Source organism: Sphingobacterium suaedae, assembly GCF_042684625.1.
GTDB classification, from domain to species: Bacteria; Bacteroidota; Bacteroidia; order Sphingobacteriales; family Sphingobacteriaceae; genus Sphingobacterium; species Sphingobacterium suaedae.
Window position 1 is genome coordinate 289,025 of the sequence record NZ_JBHULR010000001.1, and the last position, 19,886, is coordinate 308,910.

General features: G+C 43.1%; 19 protein-coding genes. 11 read left to right on the forward strand and 8 right to left on the reverse strand.

The genetic code is table 11. The annotated features are described in order from the left end of the window. The first annotated feature begins 45 nt into the window (after window positions 1-45). Window positions 46-378, forward strand: a complete 333-nt coding sequence (locus ACFSR5_RS01280) for a helix-turn-helix domain-containing protein (RefSeq protein WP_380899893.1) — start codon at window positions 46-48, stop codon at window positions 376-378. Window positions 379-489: 111 nt separating this feature from the next. Here ACFSR5_RS01280 and ACFSR5_RS01285 read toward each other — a convergent pair whose 3' ends face one another. The 3 genes from ACFSR5_RS01285 to ACFSR5_RS01295 form a co-directional block, all read right to left on the reverse strand. Continuing rightward, a complete protein-coding gene (locus tag ACFSR5_RS01285) occupies window positions 490-645 on the reverse strand; it encodes a hypothetical protein (protein WP_380899895.1) in 156 nt (51 codons plus the stop codon). Window positions 646-777: 132 nt separating this feature from the next. Beyond that, window positions 778-1,338 (reverse strand): SMC-Scp complex subunit ScpB, encoded by a 561-nt coding sequence (scpB, locus tag ACFSR5_RS01290; protein ID WP_380899897.1) that lies wholly within the window; start codon window positions 1,336-1,338, stop codon window positions 778-780. Window positions 1,339-1,349: 11 nt separating this feature from the next. After that, window positions 1,350-2,471 carry a CofH family radical SAM protein gene (locus ACFSR5_RS01295; RefSeq protein WP_380899899.1) on the reverse strand — a complete coding sequence of 374 codons (1,122 nt, stop codon included), beginning with the start codon at window positions 2,469-2,471 and terminating at the stop codon, window positions 1,350-1,352. A 190-nt stretch (window positions 2,472-2,661) separates the two neighbouring features. Between ACFSR5_RS01295 and ACFSR5_RS01300 the strand changes: the two genes are divergently transcribed. Together ACFSR5_RS01300 and ACFSR5_RS01305 are read left to right on the forward strand one after the other, a co-directional pair. After that, window positions 2,662-3,099 carry an SRPBCC family protein gene (locus tag ACFSR5_RS01300; RefSeq protein ID WP_380899901.1) on the forward strand — a complete coding sequence of 146 codons (438 nt, stop codon included), beginning with the start codon at window positions 2,662-2,664 and terminating at the stop codon, window positions 3,097-3,099. 5 nt (window positions 3,100-3,104) lie between these two features. After that, a complete protein-coding gene (locus ACFSR5_RS01305; RefSeq protein ID WP_380899903.1) occupies window positions 3,105-3,380 on the forward strand; it encodes a GNAT family N-acetyltransferase in 276 nt (91 codons plus the stop codon). A 53-nt stretch (window positions 3,381-3,433) separates the two neighbouring features. Here the strand turns inward: ACFSR5_RS01305 and ACFSR5_RS01310 are convergent, their stop codons facing one another. Both ACFSR5_RS01310 and ACFSR5_RS01315 read right to left on the reverse strand, forming a co-directional pair. Then, window positions 3,434-4,198: a sulfite exporter TauE/SafE family protein gene (locus ACFSR5_RS01310; protein WP_380899905.1), complete on the reverse strand. Its 765-nt coding sequence runs from the start codon at window positions 4,196-4,198 to the stop codon at window positions 3,434-3,436. Continuing rightward, complete coding sequence (locus ACFSR5_RS01315; RefSeq protein ID WP_380899907.1) at window positions 4,198-4,860, reverse strand: HAD family hydrolase; 663 nt, start codon at window positions 4,858-4,860, stop codon at window positions 4,198-4,200. The genes ACFSR5_RS01310 and ACFSR5_RS01315 overlap by 1 nt, the downstream gene beginning before the upstream one ends. Window positions 4,861-4,895: 35 nt before the next feature. On the opposite strand from ACFSR5_RS01315, the gene ACFSR5_RS01320 reads away from it, so the two are divergent. From ACFSR5_RS01320 to ACFSR5_RS01340, 5 genes are all read left to right on the forward strand, one after another. Continuing rightward, window positions 4,896-5,939: a ligase-associated DNA damage response exonuclease gene (locus tag ACFSR5_RS01320; protein ID WP_380899909.1), complete on the forward strand. Its 1,044-nt coding sequence runs from the start codon at window positions 4,896-4,898 to the stop codon at window positions 5,937-5,939. After that, window positions 5,936-7,540, forward strand: coding sequence for an ATP-dependent DNA ligase (locus ACFSR5_RS01325; protein ID WP_380899911.1), 1,605 nt, complete (start codon window positions 5,936-5,938; stop codon window positions 7,538-7,540). The genes ACFSR5_RS01320 and ACFSR5_RS01325 overlap by 4 nt, the downstream gene beginning before the upstream one ends. A gap of 79 nt (window positions 7,541-7,619) precedes the next feature. Continuing rightward, complete coding sequence (locus tag ACFSR5_RS01330; RefSeq protein WP_380899913.1) at window positions 7,620-10,067, forward strand: ligase-associated DNA damage response DEXH box helicase; 2,448 nt, start codon at window positions 7,620-7,622, stop codon at window positions 10,065-10,067. After that, entirely contained in the window at window positions 10,067-10,714 is a 648-nt protein-coding gene (pdeM, locus tag ACFSR5_RS01335) for a ligase-associated DNA damage response endonuclease PdeM (protein WP_380899915.1), read from the forward strand. Before ACFSR5_RS01330 ends, pdeM begins: the two co-directional genes overlap by 1 nt. Before the next feature lie 48 nt (window positions 10,715-10,762). After that, window positions 10,763-11,347, forward strand: coding sequence for a TetR/AcrR family transcriptional regulator (locus ACFSR5_RS01340; protein WP_380899917.1), 585 nt, complete (start codon window positions 10,763-10,765; stop codon window positions 11,345-11,347). An 80-nt stretch (window positions 11,348-11,427) separates the two neighbouring features. Here the strand turns inward: ACFSR5_RS01340 and kdsB are convergent, their stop codons facing one another. Then, window positions 11,428-12,171 (reverse strand): 3-deoxy-manno-octulosonate cytidylyltransferase, encoded by a 744-nt coding sequence (gene kdsB / locus ACFSR5_RS01345; RefSeq protein ID WP_380899919.1) that lies wholly within the window; start codon window positions 12,169-12,171, stop codon window positions 11,428-11,430. A 51-nt stretch (window positions 12,172-12,222) separates the two neighbouring features. Then, window positions 12,223-12,627, reverse strand: a complete 405-nt coding sequence (locus ACFSR5_RS01350) for a DUF1801 domain-containing protein (RefSeq protein ID WP_380899921.1) — start codon at window positions 12,625-12,627, stop codon at window positions 12,223-12,225. A gap of 128 nt (window positions 12,628-12,755) precedes the next feature. Here ACFSR5_RS01350 and ACFSR5_RS01355 point away from each other — a divergent pair, with 128 nt between their 5' ends. The 3 genes from ACFSR5_RS01355 to ACFSR5_RS01365 all read left to right on the forward strand — a co-directional run bounded on the left by ACFSR5_RS01355 (window position 12,756) and on the right by ACFSR5_RS01365 (window position 15,576). Beyond that, on the forward strand, window positions 12,756-14,045 hold the full coding sequence (locus ACFSR5_RS01355) for an ABC transporter transmembrane domain-containing protein (RefSeq protein ID WP_380899923.1): 1,290 nt from the start codon (window positions 12,756-12,758) through the stop codon (window positions 14,043-14,045). Next, entirely contained in the window at window positions 13,975-14,529 is a 555-nt protein-coding gene (locus tag ACFSR5_RS01360; RefSeq protein ID WP_380899925.1) for an ATP-binding cassette domain-containing protein, read from the forward strand. The genes ACFSR5_RS01355 and ACFSR5_RS01360 overlap by 71 nt, the downstream gene beginning before the upstream one ends. 66 nt (window positions 14,530-14,595) lie before the next feature. Continuing rightward, complete coding sequence (locus ACFSR5_RS01365; protein ID WP_380899927.1) at window positions 14,596-15,576, forward strand: 1-acyl-sn-glycerol-3-phosphate acyltransferase; 981 nt, start codon at window positions 14,596-14,598, stop codon at window positions 15,574-15,576. A gap of 33 nt (window positions 15,577-15,609) precedes the next feature. Here ACFSR5_RS01365 and purL read toward each other — a convergent pair whose 3' ends face one another. Then, complete coding sequence (gene purL / locus ACFSR5_RS01370) at window positions 15,610-19,281, reverse strand: phosphoribosylformylglycinamidine synthase (RefSeq protein ID WP_380899929.1); 3,672 nt, start codon at window positions 19,279-19,281, stop codon at window positions 15,610-15,612. Window positions 19,282-19,886 lie beyond the last annotated feature (605 nt).

Consider the following 19,886-nt stretch of genomic DNA (forward strand, 5'->3'; position numbering starts at 1 on the left):
TTAATATTTTTTTTATTACTTTTGGAATAAGAAAACAATTTATCTATGAATGCTTTAGGAAAAAAAATTCGTCTGCTAAGACACCAAAAGGGGTGGAGTCAAGAAGATGTTGCGAAACGCTTGGATATCTCTATTCCAGCTTTTTCAAAAATTGAAACGGGAATTACCGATGTTAATCTTTCTAGATTGAATCAAATCTCCAAATTGTTTGGTTTGTCTCTTGTTCAACTTTTATCTACGACAGATTCTGAAGAAGAAAAACAGATTCAAGATGAGATTAACGAATTAAGTAAGAAATTACAGACGCGGGAGACGGAAGTGATCGAACTACAAAAGAAGGTAATTGATCTTTATGAGCAGTTGCACAAAAAATCGTAAGATTACCATTTCTGCATAAAATCGAAAAAGGCAGTGTTTACACTGCCTTTTTTCGTACATTAACTAATTTCTTTTGTTGTCTATTCAATAGGTTATAGTATTGATTAGCGATTAGAAATCATCATCATCAAAATCTTCAAATTCCCCAATTGAATCGATCTCGTCCATTTCGAAATCGTCATCATAGACATCATCTGCATCATCCTCTGGACCGTTAAAGTTAATGATCTCATCAACTAAAACATCTTGTTCTGCCACTTGCATCATAGTCTTCTCGTGTTAAAAAAATGATAAATCTACTGTTTGTTACTAAGCGTAAAAATAATCAAGAATCTTCTAACTTTAAATTTTTTTTATTTTTTTATCAATTGTAAATCAATGTGTTAAAGTGGGCGAAGGCTATTCGGGGCTTTCTCCGATACTATTCTCTTCTGTAATAATGTCTTTTAACTGTGGCAGATCTTTCGAAGAGTTGATTCCGAAGTGTTGCATAAATTGATCGCTCGTACCGTAAAGTAGGGGTTTTCCAATGGTATCTGCCTTGCCTGCGATTTGGATAAGCTTTTTCTCCAGTAATCGTTGTATGGAATAATCGCAATTGACGCCACGTATCTGTTCTATTTCCAATTTAGTGACGGGTTGCCGATAGGCAACAATAGCGAGCGTTTCCAACGCCGATTGACTTAATTTCCTTCGATCTTTGTGTGCCTGTAATTGATTGACGATTTCATGGTACCGTTCCTTCGTGAGGAATTGATATTGACCATTTATTACCTTTAATGCAAACACTTGATCGTCATCGTTATATTTTTCTGCTATTTTTTTTACCAATTCAACCACCTCGTCTTTATTGATATCAATAGCTAAAACGTCTTGAAGTATCTGTTTTAATTCTTGGGCGCCTATGCCCTCTTCAGCCGCGAAGATAGCTGCCTCGATATTTAATAGGATATCCTTCATGTTAAACGATGTTAGTAGTTAATAACTTGTTCTTCCATAATGGGAAGTTCCCGAAATTCGTATTTCTGCGTACGTAATTGCGGTTCAAATCCAGCTTCCTTAATAGCTTCCTGTATGGATGTCGAGGTGAACCGATGAGGTGCTCCAGCGGCCGATACCACGTTTTCTTCGATCATGATTGATCCAAAATCATTTGCACCAGCATGCAAACAAAGTTGTGCAGTACGTTTGCCAACAGTGAGCCAGGATGCCTGAATATTTTTAATATTCGGAAGCATAATGCGGCTTAGTGCGATCATTCGGACGTATTCTTCGCCGGTTACGTTGCTTGTTATACCGCGTAAACGCTTCAACAATGTTCCATCGTCTTGAAAAGGCCATGGAATAAAAGCGATAAAGCCGTAAGCGTCGGCTGGTTTTTCGTGTTGAACTTCCCGTATCCACACTAAGTGCTCAAAGCGTTCTGCGATGGTTTCAATATGACCAAACATCATCGTCGCTGATGTGGGTAAATTAATCTGATGGGCCGCACGCATAACATCTAACCATTCCTGACCGCCACATTTTCCTTTGGAGATTAAACGACGGACACGGTCGTTTAAAATCTCTGCACCAGCGCCGGGAAGAGAATCTAAGCCGGCTTGTTTCATGGCCGTCAAGACTTCTAAGTGAGAGAGCCCCTCTAATTTGGATACATGGGCTATTTCCGGTGGGCCGAGCGAATGTAATTTTAGGTTAGGGTAAAGTTCTTTCAATTGTTTAAACAGTGTTGTATAGAACGAAAGTCCGAGATCAGGATGGTGTCCGCCCTGTAAAAGCAATTGATCTCCCCCATAGCGAAAAGTTTCTTCTATTTTCTGTTTGTAGGTTTCAATATCTGTGATGTAACTCTCATGGTGCCCGGGACGACGGAAAAAATTACAGAATTTGCAGTTCGCTATACACACATTTGTGGTGTTAACATTGCGATCAATCTGCCAGGTCACTTTTCCATGGGGAACTTGTATCTTTCTCAAAGCATCGGCGACAAAAGTCAATTCTGCTGTCGCTGCATTATGGTAAAGAAATATTCCTTCTTCCTTACTTAAGAACTCAAAGTTCAATGCGCGTTCAAGTAATTTATCTACATTCATCGTAAACAAAGATACGGAGGATTTCTGTTAGTCTGAAATGTTTGCATTCTCGCTTTTGGCGAGCGCATCGTCGGGAATATTATGACGTGTCCGTTCTTTTATTACATATTTATTTCCGCTTTCTTTTTACGATAGGGTGTAAAACTATTCTGCTAAATTTTTGTTATATTTATTGAAAAACAATGGAGGTATGACGGAATCAGCAGCAGTCCTTGTAGAGCGGACCTATTCCGCGAGTCTTGACACCGTGTGGGATGCCCTAACGGACAAGGCTAAGATAAAAGCATGGTATTTTGAAATACCGGAGTTTGAACTACAAGAGGGGGCGGAGTTCGACTTTTACGAACCCGGAGAAGCGAAGCGTTTTCAACATCATTGTAAGATATTAGCTATAAAACCAAAACAGCTACTACGGTACAGTTGGTCGCATCCTTCACATAGCCAGGGCGCGTCTGTGGTGAGTTGGCACCTCATGCCTAGAGGCAATGCTACGACGGTTCGTTTAGTACATGAGGGGATAGAAACATTTGCCGATGCTGGAGAGGATTTTACGCGTGCAAAATATGAAAAAGGGTGGAGCACAATCTTAGGAGCTTCATTGGCTCATTTTTTAGAAGATAATAAATAAGGATTATGGAATTGATACATGTTGCAGAACAGAATAAATGGTTGGCGTTAAATGATGAGGTGCAAATCGGGGAACTTATATACACGATCACCGACGGCATCATGACCATATCATATACGGAAGTGGAGCCTTTTTACCGTGGGAATAAGATTGCAGAGGAATTGGTACTAGCCGCTATTAAACAAGCTCGCGATAATCATTTGCAAGTAATTCCTGCTTGTTCATTTGCTGAGATTGTCTTCGAGCGCTATCCTGAACAACGAGATGTACTGAAGTCCTAATGCAGGATGTCATAATACGAAGGAAATCTCCTATTGAAATATGTTGTTCTTCATCATAGTACGATAAGCAAAACCGCAGAGATTAGAACTAATATCATAATTAAGAGCCGGAACTGCCGTTCGGGCAATATTTTTACTAGTCGGATTCCGACCACCCCACCCAAAATAATAAAGGGGAGTGCGATGAAGTTGAGATATAGACCTGTCCAACTTAAGTTATGCCATACAAACCCTTGTAAGGGCACCTTCGTTAGGTTAAGTATCATAATAAACCAAGCGGAGGTTGCCGCAAATGTTACTTTAGACAGTTTCTTGGAGAGCATATAGACTGACAACGCGGGTCCTGCTGCGTTTCCGATCATAGTCGAAAAACCTAAGATAAATCCGAAAATAGGCGCATACCATCGGTTTTGGGTAAGTTGTTCTCGCTTGTGTGTAGAGGCGTTTTCCAACCAAAGCATAACCGCCATACCGACAATGATGCACGAGCCGATAAGAATTTTGAAGAGCTTGTCGTGCACGTAGTTTCCGAGAAAGAGACCAATACAAAGCCCCGCCAGTGACGCCGGTAATAATTTCTTTACCTCATTCCATAAGAAAGCTTTTCGATAATAGACAACAGCCATGAGGTCAGCAAAACAAAGCAGGATCAATACGATTCCAGTCGAATATTTTGCGCCAAACAAAAAGGCAAATATCGGAACCGCCAGTGTTCCGATATTTTGAATGCCCGTTTTGGACATGCCAATCAGTATAGCGCAGATAAAATAAAGCACCCAACCTGTCGGAGATGCTATTAATTGCAATGCTTCCTGCATTATGAATGCCGTAAAAGTTCAAAAACTTTCTCGGCGTTTACTTCACTGTAATCCCGAATATAAAAGTCACAGGGGGGAAGCTGATCCTTGTGGTGCGTGCTTAGCACACCGACAACTTTCATGCCTGCATTCTTAGCGGCCGATACTCCCGAAAACGAGTCTTCAAAAACAAGACAATCTTTTGGATCTACACCTATTCGCTCTGCAGACGTTAAATACACTTCGGGATGTGGTTTGTGTTGTGCCACATGTTCGCTTGCTAGCAACGATTCCATCTTATTTTCAATTTTTAAGACAGCTAATATAAGATCCAAATTGGCTTGCGGCGCTGATGTTGCCACGGCAGTTTTAAAACCCTGAAATTTTAAGTCTTCCAAAAACTCCATATAGTAGGGCAGTGTCTCTACTTTTTCCCGATAGATGTTCCGGAATAGAGCTTCCTTTTCCTGTTCAAGTTTCTTTAATTCATCTCCTGTCACCGGACGTTTGAAGAAATGGGTCATGATGTAGCTATTGTGTTTCCCGTACATGTGATCTTCAAAATCTTTCGCTGTATAGGGGATTTGATAGTTGTCAAAGAAAGCCTCAAAGGCTTTTGCATGATATGGATTGGTATGACAGATAACACCGTCCATATCAAAAATCACGGCATAATTATTCATGGTGCAAAGATAATCAAAACTATTTTTACAGGTAGATGTTCGTAGTAAAAAGCGGATTTCTGTACGAATTTGACTTCTCCATGAGCTTACTTACTGTCAACGACAATGGTCTTTTTTGCAAGCAAGGTGATTTTTATATCGATCCTTGGCGACCCGTGAAAACAGCAATCATTACGCATGGGCATAGCGATCACATGCGTGCCGGAATGGGAAATTACATTTGTCACCAGCACACTGTTCCATTATTGAAGCTTCGTTTAGGTGGAGACCAAGTGGTTCAAGGCGTGGCTTACGGGGAAAGGTTGGCGCTTAACGGAGTTGAAATTTCATTTCATCCGGCGGGACATATTATCGGTTCGGCACAGATTCGCCTTAGCTACCAAGAGGAGGTATGGGTTTGCAGTGGCGACTACAAGCTGATGGCGGACGGCGTGAGTACACCTTTTGAAACGGTCGAATGCGATCATTTTATCACGGAGAGCACGTTTGGTTTGCCAATTTATCATTTTCCGCCATTGGTTGATGTTTATAGTGATATAAATCGGTGGTGGCGTGTCAATGCAGCCGAAGGTTACAACACGGTTTTGTTGGGGTACGCGCTAGGTAAAGCACAGAATATTTTAGCACACGCCGATCAATCGCTTGGTTCTATCTACTTGCATGGGGCGGTAGCTAATGTCAATCAGGCTTTAAGTGAGGTCGGTTATTCGTTTCCTGGAGAGCGGATAACACTTGATACCGTTCGTAGTTCCATTCAAGGCGCCTTAATCGTAGCACCTCCGTCGGCCTTAGATACGCCTTGGCTCCGAAGCCTGAAACCTTATCGCATTGCGATGTGCAGCGGCTGGATGCAATTGCGTGGGGCGCGAAGGCGCCGAGGTGTTGATCGTGGTTTTGTGTTGTCAGATCATGCGGACTGGACTCAGCTCAACTCTGCTATTGCCAAAACACAGGCAAAACATGTTTATGTCACGCATGGGTACGAACAGCCCTTTACCCGTTGGATGAATGAAGCTCATGGCTTAGAAGCACAAATCTTCAAAACCCTATATAGCGATCAAGAGGAGGAAGAAATATGATAGACTTTGTGGAAATGTTTGAAGCTATTGATGCGACAACCAAGACCTCTGTCAAGGTCGACGCTATCCATACGTATCTCAACCGGGCACGTGAAACCGACAAGGTATGGGCTATCGCTATTCTGATGGGAAACAAACCAAAGCGCCCTGTAAAGACAACCGACTTACGTTCGTGGGCAGCGGATGTTTCCGGCGTACCGCTTTGGTTACTGGAAGAGAGCTATTACATAGTCGGCGACCTGGCCGAAACATTGAGTCTTGTAATTCCTACGGATCAGGCATTGTCCGTGTCCCCTGACCTTTCCCTGTCGCAAGTGTTCGCAGATATACACCGTATGCGTGTTGCTTCGCCCGAGGAACAGCGGCTGTTGGTGTCTAAATACTGGGAGGCGTTGACAGGGACGGCATTATTCGTTTTTAATAAGTTTCTCACCGGTAATTTCCGAATAGGTGTGTCCCGAAAGCTCGTTGTTAAAGCTGTTGCCAAATACCAAGAATTGGGCGAAGCGGTTGTCGAACACCGGTTAATGGGCAAGTGGGATCCTTCGGAAGAATCAATGCATACGTTATTCAGCACAACGTTGGGCGAAGAAAGGCATTTTTTGCCCTATCCTTTTTATTTAGCCTATGCGTTGGATGACAAGGTATCTGATCTAGGCCCTCTAGAAAACTGGGTGATTGAACCGAAGCTAGATGGCATACGTGGCCAACTTATCCTGCGCAGGGGGGAGCTGTTCGTATGGAGTAGGGGGGAAGATCTGATGACGGACAAATTCGTGGAATTTCAAGTGTTGAAAGAACTCTTGCCCGATGGAACGGTTATCGATGGAGAGATTATTCCGTGGAAGGATGATGCGCCGCTGGACTTTGCTTTAATGCAAACGCGTATTAGCCGAAAAAATGTATCAAAGGCGGCATTGGCGGCAGCTCCGTTGGTCATGGTATGTTACGATTTATTAGAATGGAAAGGAGAAGACATCCGCCACTGGCCCCTGGCGGCACGAAGAAAAGAACTTGTTCGGCTATGGAGTAATTTTGCTGTTTCGAAGGTGTTGAAATTGTCTAAAGAACTCCATTTCAAAACATGGGGAGAAGCTGATGCCTATCGTATCCATGCACGGAATTATCAATCAGAAGGGCTGATGTTAAAGCGAAGAGATAGTCCGTATGAGGTCGGGCGAAAGCGTGGCAACTGGTGGAAATGGAAAACCGATCCGATGACAATTGATGGGGTTCTGATTTACGCGCAATCGGGACACGGCCGCCGAGCCAATCTTTTTACAGACTATACGTTTGCGGTGTGGGATCAAGGCGAGCTCGTCCCTTTCGCTAAAGCTTATTCCGGATTGACAGATAAAGAATTACTAAAGATTGATCATTGGATAAAGCGCAATACGATTGAGAAATTCGGACCCGTGCGTAGCGTAAAACCGGTGTTGGTTTTTGAATTGGCATTTGAAGGAATTCAACGGAGTACTCGGCATAAGTCGGGCGTTGCCCTTCGTTTTCCGCGTATTGTACGGTGGCGGCAAGATAAACCGGCGAGTGAAGCCAATACCAAGGATGATTTAGAGCAGTTTTTGCAAGATAGGAACACATAATTTCACATTAGGGAAACACCATCCGACAAAAACAGATTTGTTTGATATGTAATTTTGTCTAAGTTTGATACGTCGATACATGAATCAATTTGGAGATGTCTGGTTTTATAATCAAGGCTGGGAACCCCACAGGTTCCAGCAACAGGCATGGCGTGCAATAGGAAACGGACATTCCGGCCTGCTCAATGCACCCACAGGCTTCGGGAAGACTTTCGCCATATGGTTCGGCATACTCGCGCATTATTATGAAAACAAGGGATATCAACAACGCAAGAAAAAATTTAGACAGACGAAACTACACGCCATATGGATTACCCCACTTCGTGCGCTCTCGAAAGAGATATATAAGGCTACTACTCAAGTAAGCACAGACCTCGACCTGGATTATAAAATAGAGCTCCGCACGGGAGATACGAGCTTGGGTGATCGACAGAGGCAGCGGACCAAACCACCGCAGGCGTTGATTACAACGCCGGAAAGCATACATCTTTTGCTCGCTTCTAAGGGCGCCACTGATTATTTTGGACAATTAGAGTTCATCGTGGTAGACGAATGGCACGAATTGTTAGGAAGCAAACGGGGCGTATTGGTGGAGTTGGCGCTTAGTCGGATCAAAGCGATCAATCCGCGATTGAAGATATGGGGCATATCCGCAACAATCGGCAATCTGAGGGAAGCACAGGAAATTTTGCTTGGCAAAGACCATAAAGGAGTGATGGTACGGGCAAATTTACATAAAAAGTTAGCCATCGAAACTGTATTACCCGATAGTTTGGAACGTTTCCCTTGGGCAGGTCATTTGGGAGTCAAGTTGTTAGATAAAGTGGTAGATATTGTTCAACGGTATGGATCAACGCTTATTTTTACAAATACCCGATCACAATGCGAGATCTGGTATCAGCAAATTATTTCCCAGTATCCTGAGTTTGCGGGTATACTAGCCATTCATCATGGATCGTTGAGCGACGAAATTCGTTTATGGGTAGAAGACGCCCTGCACAATGGGAAGCTGAAAGCGGTAGTATGTACGAGTAGCTTGGATCTAGGAGTTGATTTTCGTCCGGTGGATTGTGTCATTCAGATCGGATCACCAAAGGGTGTGGCTAGGTTTCTGCAACGGGCTGGACGTTCTGGACATCGTCCTCGTGAGACGTCACATATCTTCTATGTGCCGACGAATTCATTGGAGATTATCGAAGGTGATTCACTCAAATATGCAGTGAAAGAACAGATCATAGAGCAACGCATTCCCTACGTGCGTAGCTTTGATGTATTACTGCAATATCTGATGACCTTGGCGGTGGGAGACGGACTGGCGGCAGAACGTACGTTTCAAGAAATTAAGTCTACACATTGTTTTTCGTCGATTACGGAGGATGAATTTGCGGAATGCTTAGCTTTGTTGACGCACGGAGGCAAAACCTTACAAGCCTACGACGATTTTCATCGGCTGGTATTGGTGGATGGTCTTTATAAGGTGGAATCTCGTAAACTCGCTATGCGGCATCGGCTAAGTATAGGTGCGATTGTGTCTGATGCAATGATGAAAGTGAAATTTGTGAGCGGTAAATACTTGGGATCCATTGAAGAGTCCTTTATTTCGAAGCTTCATGCTGGCGACGTGTTCTGGTTTTCAGGTCGGCAATTGGAACTGTTGCATGTTCGAAATATGGAAGTAATGGTGCGGCCCACCACCAAATCTAAAGGCGTTGTTCCGTCGTGGATGGGCGGACGCTTTTCCATATCACCAGATTTGGGAGTCGCTATTCGCCATAGTTTTAAAGAGGTACATAAAACCACAGAGGTTAGCCGTGAAGTTTCTTTTTTACAGCCATTGTTTCAGGAACAACAACGTAGATCGGGACTTCCAAAGGAAAACGAATTGCTCGTGGAATATGTGGAGACTAAATTTGGATATCATTTATTTGTGTATCCTTTCGACGGTAAATTGGTTCATGAAGGGATGGCTCAAGTGCTGGCCTATCGGCTGGGACAACGGCAACCGGCAACATTTAGTATTGCAAGTAATGAATACGGGTTTGAACTATTGTCCGCAACTCGATACGAATTGAACGACGTGCTCATAAAAGAGCTGTTGTCTCCAACCAATCTTCATACGGACATAACGGCTGGCATAAATGTGCGGGAAATGGCACGACGGCGCTTCAGGGATATTGCGGGTATCGCTGGCCTCGTATTTCAAGGGTTTCCTGGTAAAGCGGTTAAAACACGACATCTTCAGGCGAATGCTGGTCTCTTTTTTTCGGTCTTTGAAGATTATGATCCGAACAATCTTCTTCTTCGTGAAGCTTATGATGAAGTGTTTGACTTTCAGCTGGAAGAGGGACGTATGCAGTTGGCGTTTGAACGTATTGCAAACCATGCTATTGTTCTCGTCTTTCCGGCACAACTCACTCCTTTTTCCTTTCCTATTTTTTCTGAATCCTTTCGTGAAAAATATAGCAACGAAGATTGGCAAAGCCGGCTCGAACTGCTTAAATTGCAATTGGAAGGCAAGGTGGAATAATGTCAAAAAAAATAAATCTCAACGGACTGGATGTATTTTTGATGCCCCAAAAGGTGGTGTTTATCCCGAGGTATGATATGATTATACTCTCTGATTGGCATATCGGTAAACTGGGGCATTTTCGCAAAGAGGGACTTTTCGTGCCGCCGATGCAGCTGGAAGAAGAGTTTGCAAGACTTGCCGTTTTAGTAGAAGAACTTTTAATACGGCAGGTGGTATTTTTGGGCGATCTTTTTCATTCTTCATGGAACTATGAATGGGATGAATTTCAAAAATTCTTAGGACGTTATCCCGGCATTCGTTTTACGTTGACCCGCGGCAATCACGATATCCTCCCCGATGCGCTATGGAGGAAATCTATTCTACATGTCAAAGAGCATGTGCTTTTATCGGAAGGGATCCTGTTTTCACACGAGCCTATGCCCAATTTGGATAAAGGTATTATCAATGTGGTTGGACATTTACATCCTGGGTGCGAAGTGGCCACTCGCGGAAGACAATTTTTTAAACTTCCCTGCTTTTATTGGGAAGAAGGGGTGTTGACATTACCTGCATTCGGTCGCTGGACCGGACTATTTCTAGTTGGCAAAAGGTATAATAATCGGATATTCGCAGTCGTTGGTAACGAAGTTGTTGAACTTAAATGATGTTATTTCTTAAGTTGTTTTATTATTTTAGTCGAAAATAATAATAAAATGACAGAAAAAAAGCGTGATGCTAATCGGACTAAGAAGAAGTTGCTTGACGCGGTGGGCACCATATTAGCTACTCAGGGATTCACCGAACTGAAAGTTAATACCATTTGCGATGAAGCAGGAGTCGACAAAAAGTTAATCTATTTTCATTTTGGGGATCTTAACGGCTTGATTTCCGAATTCTTGCGATCGCATGATTTTTGGATGACGGAGGAGGCGGAAGTAACCAACGTAGACAAAGATGTTGCATTTCAAGTGTTTAGAAAACAATTTGAATCATTAGATAATTCCGACTTGCTGAAGCGTCTACTTGTTTGGGAACTTAGTGAGCCTAATGAAATATTACGGAAATTGGCGGATGCTCGGGAGGAACTTGGCGATGAATTGATTGCGCGATATAAAGCACAACAACAACCGGGGCAGGACGTGCATCCGATCTTTGCCCTGCTGGTCTCAGGGATCTATTACTTGACGATTCATAGTGCAATTAATGGCAGCGCGTTTTGCGGCTTAGACCTTCAAATGCAAGCAGATAAAGATCGCCTGTTTAATGGTATTAAGCGCGTGATCGATAACTGTGTTTAATAGAACTTACCGCGATCACGATTAGCATATCATTAATAGAGGGTAGGATTTGCTAACAAAGAAGCCTTGTCACACGGATCTTAACGGAAAAACCTGTTTTTGATAGCTTCCAGATCTTCGGGGTGATCCACTGCTATCGTATCATGTGTCGTCTCTGCTATACGGATATGATATCCATTTTCTAACCAACGCAGTTGTTCGAGTGCTTCCGTCTTCTCTAGGTCCGAAATGGGCAATTGAGTAATTTCTTTTAAGGTTTTAGTTCGGTATCCATAAATCCCAATATGCTTGTAGAACGATCGAGGTTGATCAAACCAATTTTCCTTTTCGATACCTCGAAAGAATGGAATGGTTTGACGAGAGAAATATAGGGCCCGGTTATTTTTGTCGAACACCACCTTTGGTGTATTTTCGTTGAAAAGGTCCTTACTATCTTCGATACGGCGCACTAATGTGCCAATTTCAGTGGTTTGATCGGTGAAAAGAGAGCACAGTAGATCAATTTGCAAAGGATTCACAAAAGGCTCGTCGCCCTGTATGTTGATAGCAACATCAAAGCCCGTGACTTTATTAATTACCTCAGCACATCGATCCGTGCCTGATTGATGGGTTGGCGACGTCATTATCACGTTACCGGCGAAGGAACGCACATGTTCCTCTATACGTACATCGTCGGTTGCAACCACGACCTCGGCAAGGCTGGAACAGCTTTTTACTTGTTCATAGACGCGTTGAATCATGGATTTGCCACCAATGTCTACCAAAGGTTTACCAGGGAAACGTGAAGACGCGTAGCGGGCGGGGATAATTCCGATTATTCTCATAGTTCAAAATAACAAGGAAATTTGCGAAATAAAAAATAGAATACGCAGGCATTAGGTACTTTGTGCAAACAATGGCTGCAAAACGCCTTTTCGTTTGACCAGATTTTTATAATCCCATTGTATATAGGCCGATTTTGCCAACCAGCGTTTCATCTCCAGTTCATTTATTTCTCTCATATCGGTGTACTTTATTTCTGCAGCTTTAAATTTCCCCTCTTGGTGCAACTTTTTTTCGCCGAACGATTGTCCACTCCAAAATAGTAACCGTATGCCGCTTTTTAATTTGCTATAGCCTACAATGGGATTACCGTTTATGAACCACACTGGATGTGCATGCCATATTTTGTTTTCAGCGCCCGGCAGATATTGGTCAATAAGCGTACTCAACGTGCTGCAAATTCCTTGATCTTCGGGGGGCTGTTGTTCGTTATATCTGTACGTATCCGGATGAATCATAACTTACTTTGATTATTTGTTCTATAAATGTACAACTTCATACGCGAATGCGTGCAACACCTCCACGCCAGGTTTGCTTATTGAGTTTTCCTGTTAAACTTTTAGCGAAGACATGTGTTTAACAGATAATGACCATAACAGCGCTTTTAAAAAAAGTCCTCCCTTTCTCGAAGCCGTATAAAAATCTTATTTTTTATACGTTATTTCTCACATTGATCGGATCCTTCGCGGCGCAAGTGAATGCATATATCCTGAAATATACAGTAGACACGATCAGTGAATTACTCGTGCAGAAACAGCCATTGTCGAGGGGATTTTATCTATTAGGTATTATTGCTGCGATTTTATTGGGCAAGGAAATCGTCTATGCCGGTGTACAATTTGGACAGAAATTATACGGTGAAAAGTTGCGTATTATGATGGCGAGAGATTTCTCTCAGGCGATTATTGAACGGATATTGACCTATCGTATGGCCTTTTTTACCTCGGCGGAAAACGAATCTGGAAAATTGCAGACGAGAATAGACGCCGGTATCAGCAGCTTAACGCGGCTCGTACAGAATTTTTTTATTGAAATTCTTCCCTTATTTAGCAACGCAATCATAGCGCTCGTCTGTATGTTCTTGGCTAATATATACTTAGGGCTTGTTGGGTTGCTGTTGATTCCGGTTTATTTTTATGTATCGCAATTGCAGGCGACAAGGCTTTCCGGATTTCGGCGCAACATGCGTAACTACCGGGAGAATAAGAGCAATCAGATTATTAATCTCGTGGAGTCCATTTTAGTTATCAAATCTTTCGGCAGGGAAGCCGTAGAAGCTGCACGTCACAAAGCAATTCAATTCGATATGACCGAAAACCAACTGGAAACACGAAAAATGAGCTATTTTTTTGATAGTATAAAGAGCTTTATCGAACGGATTGGTATGGTGCTGGTGATTATACTCACGGCCTATTTCGTCTTGAATGAACAAATGAGCCTTGGCGCTATCATGTTTCATATCCTGCTTTTCAACAATGTATCGGCGCCGATTCGTCAGCTCCATCGGATTTACGACGAGATGAATGACGCACTGATCTATTCAGAGAGTTTTTTTAGTATTTTAGAAGCTGAAGGACAGCGGGAGCCGACGGGGGTGCATAGACCTGCGGTGATTCGCGGACGCATCGAGCTCAAAAACGTAGACTTTTCGTACCCCAATGGTTTTCAGGCTCTGCGCAACGTTAGCATGTTTATCCATCCAAATGAAAACACGGCGTTGGTTGGGTTGTCGGGTGCAGGAAAAAGTACGATTATCAATCTTCTGGACAAATTCTATACCCCTACCAGGGGACAAATCCTGTTAGATGGTATTGATCTTGCCGATTTTGACACGGCTTACCTGCGTGCTTGTCTTGCAAAAAAATCATATTTTTAAAGGAAGTATTGCCGACAACATCCGATATGGAAAAATTTCCGCTTCTATGGGGGAAGTCATTGAAGCGGCGAAGAAAGCGTATATACATGATGAAATATCAGAACTACCAAATGGATATGATGCAGAAGCGCAATTACTTTCCGGAGGTCAACAACAGCGCGTAGCTATTGCCCGTTTATTTCTGAAGGATCCACCGATCATCTTCTTGGATGAGCCGACAGCGAATCTGGACGCGATTGCTACGGAGCAAATCAAAAATAGCTTAGATGCTATCAAGAGAGGGCGTACGGTGATTATTGTGTCGCATAGCATTTCTCAGATTATTGAGGCAGAACACATTATAGTGATGGAAAAAGGTGCTGTGGTGGAGGATGGGGCGCACGATCAATTGTATGCCAATCGGAGCACCTATTACAAAATTTTTAGCGCTATGGCGAACAGTTTAAATATTTCAAAAATTACAAAATCGATCAACGGATATTGAATGTTCAAAAAAGGTCTGTTTTTTGCTGTATGCGTAGGATAGAAAAACTTGTAAATCGATGTTCACATGTTTTATGCTGTATTAAGACAATTCGTGCGATTGGGATTGCGTTGGTATGCTCCCGGATTAAAAGCGGAATACTTAGCCCAGGCAGCTTATACTGCACCTTCGCTTATCGTATCTAACCATCCAAACTCGTTGTTTGATGCGCTTGTTATCGGTGCATATAGTCCTGTTGAGGTGTATTATCTGACACGAGGAGATATCTTTAACCATCCCGTACTTAACGTTATTTTGCGCGGGTTATTCATGTTGCCCGTTTACAAAAGAGGGGAAGACGAAGAATATGCGGTTAAAAATGATTTTACGTTTGACGAATGCATACGAAAACTGGAGGCTGGAAAGCATATTTTACTGTTTCCTGAAGGAAAATCGCGAAACTTACATGCCTTGCAGCCTTTAATGAATGGGGGGCTCACATCGCTGCTCGAACGTTGCTTCCGAGCAAACATACCCGTGCAGATACAGCCTTATATGCTAAAATACAATTCCTTTCAACATGTTCCAAAAGCTCTAAAAATTCGTGCATTGGATCCGGTGGATAGCACCAATTATATTGCGGGTAATGAGATACAAACGGCAGATATACTGGGTGAAATTCGACAGGCATTGTTAGATGCACAAACAAAAACGGCATTACTACTGGAACAACCTACCTTGATTAATCGACAACGGTGGCGGATACCTGCGATGATGGGGTACTATACACAGTTTTGGTTTTATAAGTTGTGGAGAGATTATGTACAGGAAAAAACACAAGGTACGATCTTTTTCGATTCCCTGCTGTTCGGTGTATTACTAATCAGTTATCCGATTTTTGTGTTATTGTGTAGCATGATTATAGGAAAGTTGGCTGGTTTTTGGATAGGCCTATTAGTGTTTCTGTTTTTGCCGGCGACGTCTTATGCTATGGCGATATATCAATCCATTTACGTGGATACCGAGGAAGGGCCGGGTAAGGATAATTCCTTTTCGTCTAAAAAATAAGAGAGGGCATATGCGATGCCCTCTCCATATATCTTAACGTTGTGTTTCAATCCACTTGCGTGCGTTGACGAACGCCTCTACCCAAGGGGTAACCTCGTCGCGTCTGTCTGCAGGGTAGTATGCCCAATTCCACTGGAAAGTAGAACGCTCGATGTGCGGCATTGTAACCAAATGACGTCCGGTTTTATCACAAAGCATGGCCGTGTTAAAAGCTGATCCATTGGGGTTATGTGGATATTGTTCATACGCATATTTTGCGACGATGTTATATTGATCTTCACTATACGGTAAATTGAATTTGCCTTCTCCATGCGAAATCCAAACGCCCAATGTACTACCAGCCAAGGTGGATAGCATAACGGAATTGTTTTTTTGAATCGTTACCGAAACGAAATTGGATTCGTGTTTTTGCGAGGTGTTGTGCAACAATTTTCCATGAATCTCATGTTCTGGGTTGATCAATTCCAATTCCATGAACAGTTGACAACCGTTGCAAATTCCTATGGATAAGGTATCGGGACGAGCAAAGAAATTTTCCAGCGCTTTTCGGGCGGTTGCATTGTATAAAAATGCGCCGGCCCAGCCTTTCGCGGAGCCCAACACGTCTGAATTGGAGAAGCCTCCTACTGCACCTATAAACTGGATATCTGCTAACGTTTCCCTGCCCGAGATCAAGTCGGTCATATGCACGTCCTTCACATCGAAACCTGCCAGATACATGGCATTGGCCATCTCGCGCTCCGAATTAGAGCCTTTTTCACGGATAATTGCTGCTTTCGGACGTTTTTGTAAGGTGGATACCACCGGCCTTTGGCCGGTAAAATGCTCTGGAAAACGGTAAATCAATGGTTGACTTTTGTAATTTTTAAAGCGTTCGTCAGCCATACTGTTCTTCGATTGTTTCTGATCCAGTAGATAGGACGTCTTAAACCATGTGTCGCGTGTATCAGCAACGTCAAAGGTAAAGCTGTCTGTATAGTTTTTTACGGTTACGGTTCCAATCCCAGTCACTTGACCAATTTTTACAGCTTCTATTCCGGCGTCTTTTATAACGGTTTCAAAAGCCGTATCATTTCGTGCTTGTAAAACAAGCGCGATATTTTCATTGAAAAGTGCTTTTACCGTGTCGGTTTCGCCCAGTCCACTTAAATCATAAGTCGCCCCAAGATCAAGGTCGGCAAAAGTCATTTCGAGCAATGTAGTAATCAAGCCTCCAGAACCGATGTCATGTCCGGCGACGATCTGTTCGTTTTGAACCAGTTGCTGTACAATGTTAAAGGTTTCTTTAAAATAAGTAGCATCCTGAATAGTCGGTACTTCGTTGCCAATTCTGTTCTGGATCTGCGCAAAAGATGAGCCTCCTAACTTTAAGGAATCTTTTGAAAGATTGATGTAGTAAATCGAACCTCCTGTTTTTGAAAGCACCGGTTCAACGACCTTATGGATATCCGTACAATTTCCTGCTGCTGAAATGATTAGGGTCCCGGGTGCGATGACGTGCTCACCGTTAGGATATTTCTGTTTCATGGAAAGTGAATCTTTCCCGGTAGGGATATTGATTCCCAACGCTATCGCAAAATCCGAACATCCCTGCACAGCTTGGTAAAGGCGAGCGTCCTCGCCCTCGTTATTACAGGGCCACATCCAGTTAGCCGAGAGAGATACGCCTGCAAGCCCATTTTTTATAGGTGCAAAAACCAGATTCGAAAGCGCCTCGCCAATAGCATTTTTGGATCCGGCTACTGGGTCAACTAATGCCGTCAACGGCGAGTGTCCAACGGTTGTCGCAATACCCTCTCCGGATTTATAATCCAAAGCCATCACTCCCACATTATTCAATGGTAATTGCAAAGGTCCAGCACATTGTTGTTTCGCTACACGCCCGCCCACACAACGGTCCACTTTATTGGTCAACCAATCTTTAGAGGCGACGGCTTCCAACTGTAAAATTTGATTTAGATAAGTTGGCACCTGTTTGACCTCATATGTCAAATCGGCATATATGCGTTTGACAGTTGTGTCGTTCATGACGGTCTTCGGAGAGGAGCCGAAGAAGTCGGCCAAATCATAGTCCATTGGCTTGGCGCCAGTTGTTTTTGATTCAAACGTGAATCGATGGTCGCCGGTTACATTACCAACCGTATACATAGGCGCGCGCTCTCGTGCAGCTACCTGTTCAAGTTGTTGTATATCCTTTTCTGCAATAACAAGTCCCATTCGTTCTTGCGATTCGTTACCGATTATTTCCTTCGCAGATAGCGTAGGATCACCGACAGGTAATTTATCCAGATCGATCAACCCGCCTGTAGATTCAACAAGTTCTGATAAACAATTTAAGTGACCACCAGCGCCATGATCATGTATCGAAACGATGGGATTGCTATCTGACTCGACGAAGGCGCGAATGGCATTGGCCGCGCGTTTTTGCATTTCAGGGTTGGAACGCTGAATGGCATTGAGTTCAATGCCTGAGCCAAAAGCTCCAGTATCTGCTGAAGACACTGCAGCCCCTCCCATGCCAATGCGATAGTTTTCTCCACCAAGAACGACAATCTTGTCGCCGGTCTGTGGTTCGTGTTTCTTTGCTTGTTCTAGCTTTCCGTAACCTATACCGCCTGCTTGCATGATAACTTTGTCATAGCCCAACTTGCGGCCCTCTTCTTCGTGTTCAAAAGTTAGTACCGAGCCTGTAATTAAGGGTTGTCCAAATTTGTTTCCAAAGTCAGAGGCTCCATTGGAAGCTTTGATGAGGATATCCATTGGTGTTTGATATAGCCAATCTCGCGCATTCATGGCCTTCTCCCAGGGGCGATCGTCCAGCAGACGAGAATATGCAGTCATATAAATTGCGGTTCCTGCCAATGGAAGAGCTCCTTGACCACCAGCTAACCGATCCCGAATCTCGCCTCCTGATCCCGTTGCGGCACCTGAAAAAGGTTCTACCGTAGTTGGAAAGTTATGCGTTTCAGCCTTTAGTGAAATGACTGATTGAAAAGGTTTTTCAGTGTAAAAGTCAGGCTTATCTGCAGACTGTGGTGCAAATTGAGTGACCTTTGGCCCCGCAACAAATGCGACGTTATCTTTGTATGCCGAAATAATATCGTTTGGATTCGTTTCGGATGTTTTCTTAATAAGCTTGAAAAGTGAGGTGGGCTGTTCTTGTCCGTCGATGACGAAGGTGCCGTTGAAAATCTTATGACGGCAGTGTTCGGAATTGGCCTGTGAGAAAGCAAACACTTCCGCATCTGTTAATTTTCGTCCTAATTTTGCTGTTAAATTATTTAAGTACTCGACTTCTTCCGTGCTAAGTGCCAAACCTTCTTTCTGATTATACGCTCCAATATCATCGATTTCCAATATAGGCTCGGGCTCGATGTTGATGGTATACATTTCTTGCGTCAGTGCCGCATATTTTTGCGAAATCATTGGATCGAATTCGGTGAATTCTGCAGAAACAGGTTGAAATTCTTCGATACGTAGAATGCCTTGGATTCCCATATTCTGTGTAATTTCTACGGCATTTGTACTCCACGGGGTGATCATGGCTGCTCGAGGGCCTACGTAATAATCGCTAAGCGTTTGTTTGTCAAGTTTTTTAGCGTTTCCAAAGAGCCAGTTTAGTTTCGAAATATCTTCCTGCGCTAGATCTTCTTGGGTTTGCACACCGTAAACGGTGTTGCTGGGGTTCACAAAGAAATGAATCATTATAACTGTGTATTTTGAACGTTCTTCAAATCAAAGCACAAAGTTACGGAATATTTTTATGGATGGGGACGATTTTTGATTGAAATATATGGGAAAAATTTGTAAAAAAGACGTCAACACATATCATCTGCGGCGCATAGGGCGACTGAGTTGTTCGCATCCACGGGCGCAGGACATTTGTCTAAATATATGTCAGTATTTTATCGAGGATAAAAAAGTTCGGAGCGTAAAAAAAATACGGATTGAACGTTCTCTCTTACTTTCGAAATGAAAGTAAATGAAGCACCTCCTGTGCCGATTGTATTAACGTCCCCCGTCTATGACGGTTGGGAGCAATCAAAACAAGGGACAATTCAAACGAAAACAGAAACGCAACGAACCGAGCAAGGCTACCGAAAGATTCGCTCGTAGAGGATATTCTATTGCAGAAACGCAGACGGCAGTTGCCTGAGCAAGTTGTACAGGTGGACAACGCGTTGAAATCGTTCTCTAAAAATCCGTTGTAATCCGGCGATAGTGGGAACTATTGGATATGATGTTCAGGATTGTCGCGATATTGTCTAAGCAAAATTTTTTGGAGTCCACTAACAGAAGGTGTTCGGATA

Excerpts from the sequence above, each read along its gene's own strand:
- ACFSR5_RS01355 (WP_380899923.1), top strand. The coding sequence starts at position 12,756 with ATGACCATAACAGCGCTTTTAAAAAAAGTCCTCCCTTTCTCGAAGCCG.
- ACFSR5_RS01330 (WP_380899913.1), top strand. The coding sequence starts at position 7,620 with ATGAATCAATTTGGAGATGTCTGGTTTTATAATCAAGGCTGGGAACCC.
- kdsB (WP_380899919.1), bottom strand. The coding sequence starts at position 12,171 with ATGAGAATAATCGGAATTATCCCCGCCCGCTACGCGTCTTCACGTTTC.
- ACFSR5_RS01350 (WP_380899921.1), bottom strand. The coding sequence starts at position 12,627 with ATGATTCATCCGGATACGTACAGATATAACGAACAACAGCCCCCCGAA.
- pdeM (WP_380899915.1), top strand. The coding sequence starts at position 10,067 with ATGTCAAAAAAAATAAATCTCAACGGACTGGATGTATTTTTGATGCCC.
- ACFSR5_RS01305 (WP_380899903.1), top strand. The coding sequence starts at position 3,105 with ATGGAATTGATACATGTTGCAGAACAGAATAAATGGTTGGCGTTAAAT.
- ACFSR5_RS01285 (WP_380899895.1), bottom strand. The coding sequence starts at position 645 with ATGATGCAAGTGGCAGAACAAGATGTTTTAGTTGATGAGATCATTAAC.
- ACFSR5_RS01365 (WP_380899927.1), top strand. The coding sequence starts at position 14,596 with ATGTTTTATGCTGTATTAAGACAATTCGTGCGATTGGGATTGCGTTGG.
- ACFSR5_RS01360 (WP_380899925.1), top strand. The coding sequence starts at position 13,975 with ATGGTATTGATCTTGCCGATTTTGACACGGCTTACCTGCGTGCTTGTC.
- ACFSR5_RS01325 (WP_380899911.1), top strand. The coding sequence starts at position 5,936 with ATGATAGACTTTGTGGAAATGTTTGAAGCTATTGATGCGACAACCAAG.
- ACFSR5_RS01300 (WP_380899901.1), top strand. The coding sequence starts at position 2,662 with ATGACGGAATCAGCAGCAGTCCTTGTAGAGCGGACCTATTCCGCGAGT.
- ACFSR5_RS01320 (WP_380899909.1), top strand. The coding sequence starts at position 4,896 with ATGTTCGTAGTAAAAAGCGGATTTCTGTACGAATTTGACTTCTCCATG.
- ACFSR5_RS01295 (WP_380899899.1), bottom strand. The coding sequence starts at position 2,471 with ATGAATGTAGATAAATTACTTGAACGCGCATTGAACTTTGAGTTCTTA.
- purL (WP_380899929.1), bottom strand. The coding sequence starts at position 19,281 with ATGATTCATTTCTTTGTGAACCCCAGCAACACCGTTTACGGTGTGCAA.
- ACFSR5_RS01340 (WP_380899917.1), top strand. The coding sequence starts at position 10,763 with ATGACAGAAAAAAAGCGTGATGCTAATCGGACTAAGAAGAAGTTGCTT.
- ACFSR5_RS01315 (WP_380899907.1), bottom strand. The coding sequence starts at position 4,860 with ATGAATAATTATGCCGTGATTTTTGATATGGACGGTGTTATCTGTCAT.
- ACFSR5_RS01310 (WP_380899905.1), bottom strand. The coding sequence starts at position 4,198 with ATGCAGGAAGCATTGCAATTAATAGCATCTCCGACAGGTTGGGTGCTT.
- ACFSR5_RS01280 (WP_380899893.1), top strand. The coding sequence starts at position 46 with ATGAATGCTTTAGGAAAAAAAATTCGTCTGCTAAGACACCAAAAGGGG.
- scpB (WP_380899897.1), bottom strand. The coding sequence starts at position 1,338 with ATGAAGGATATCCTATTAAATATCGAGGCAGCTATCTTCGCGGCTGAA.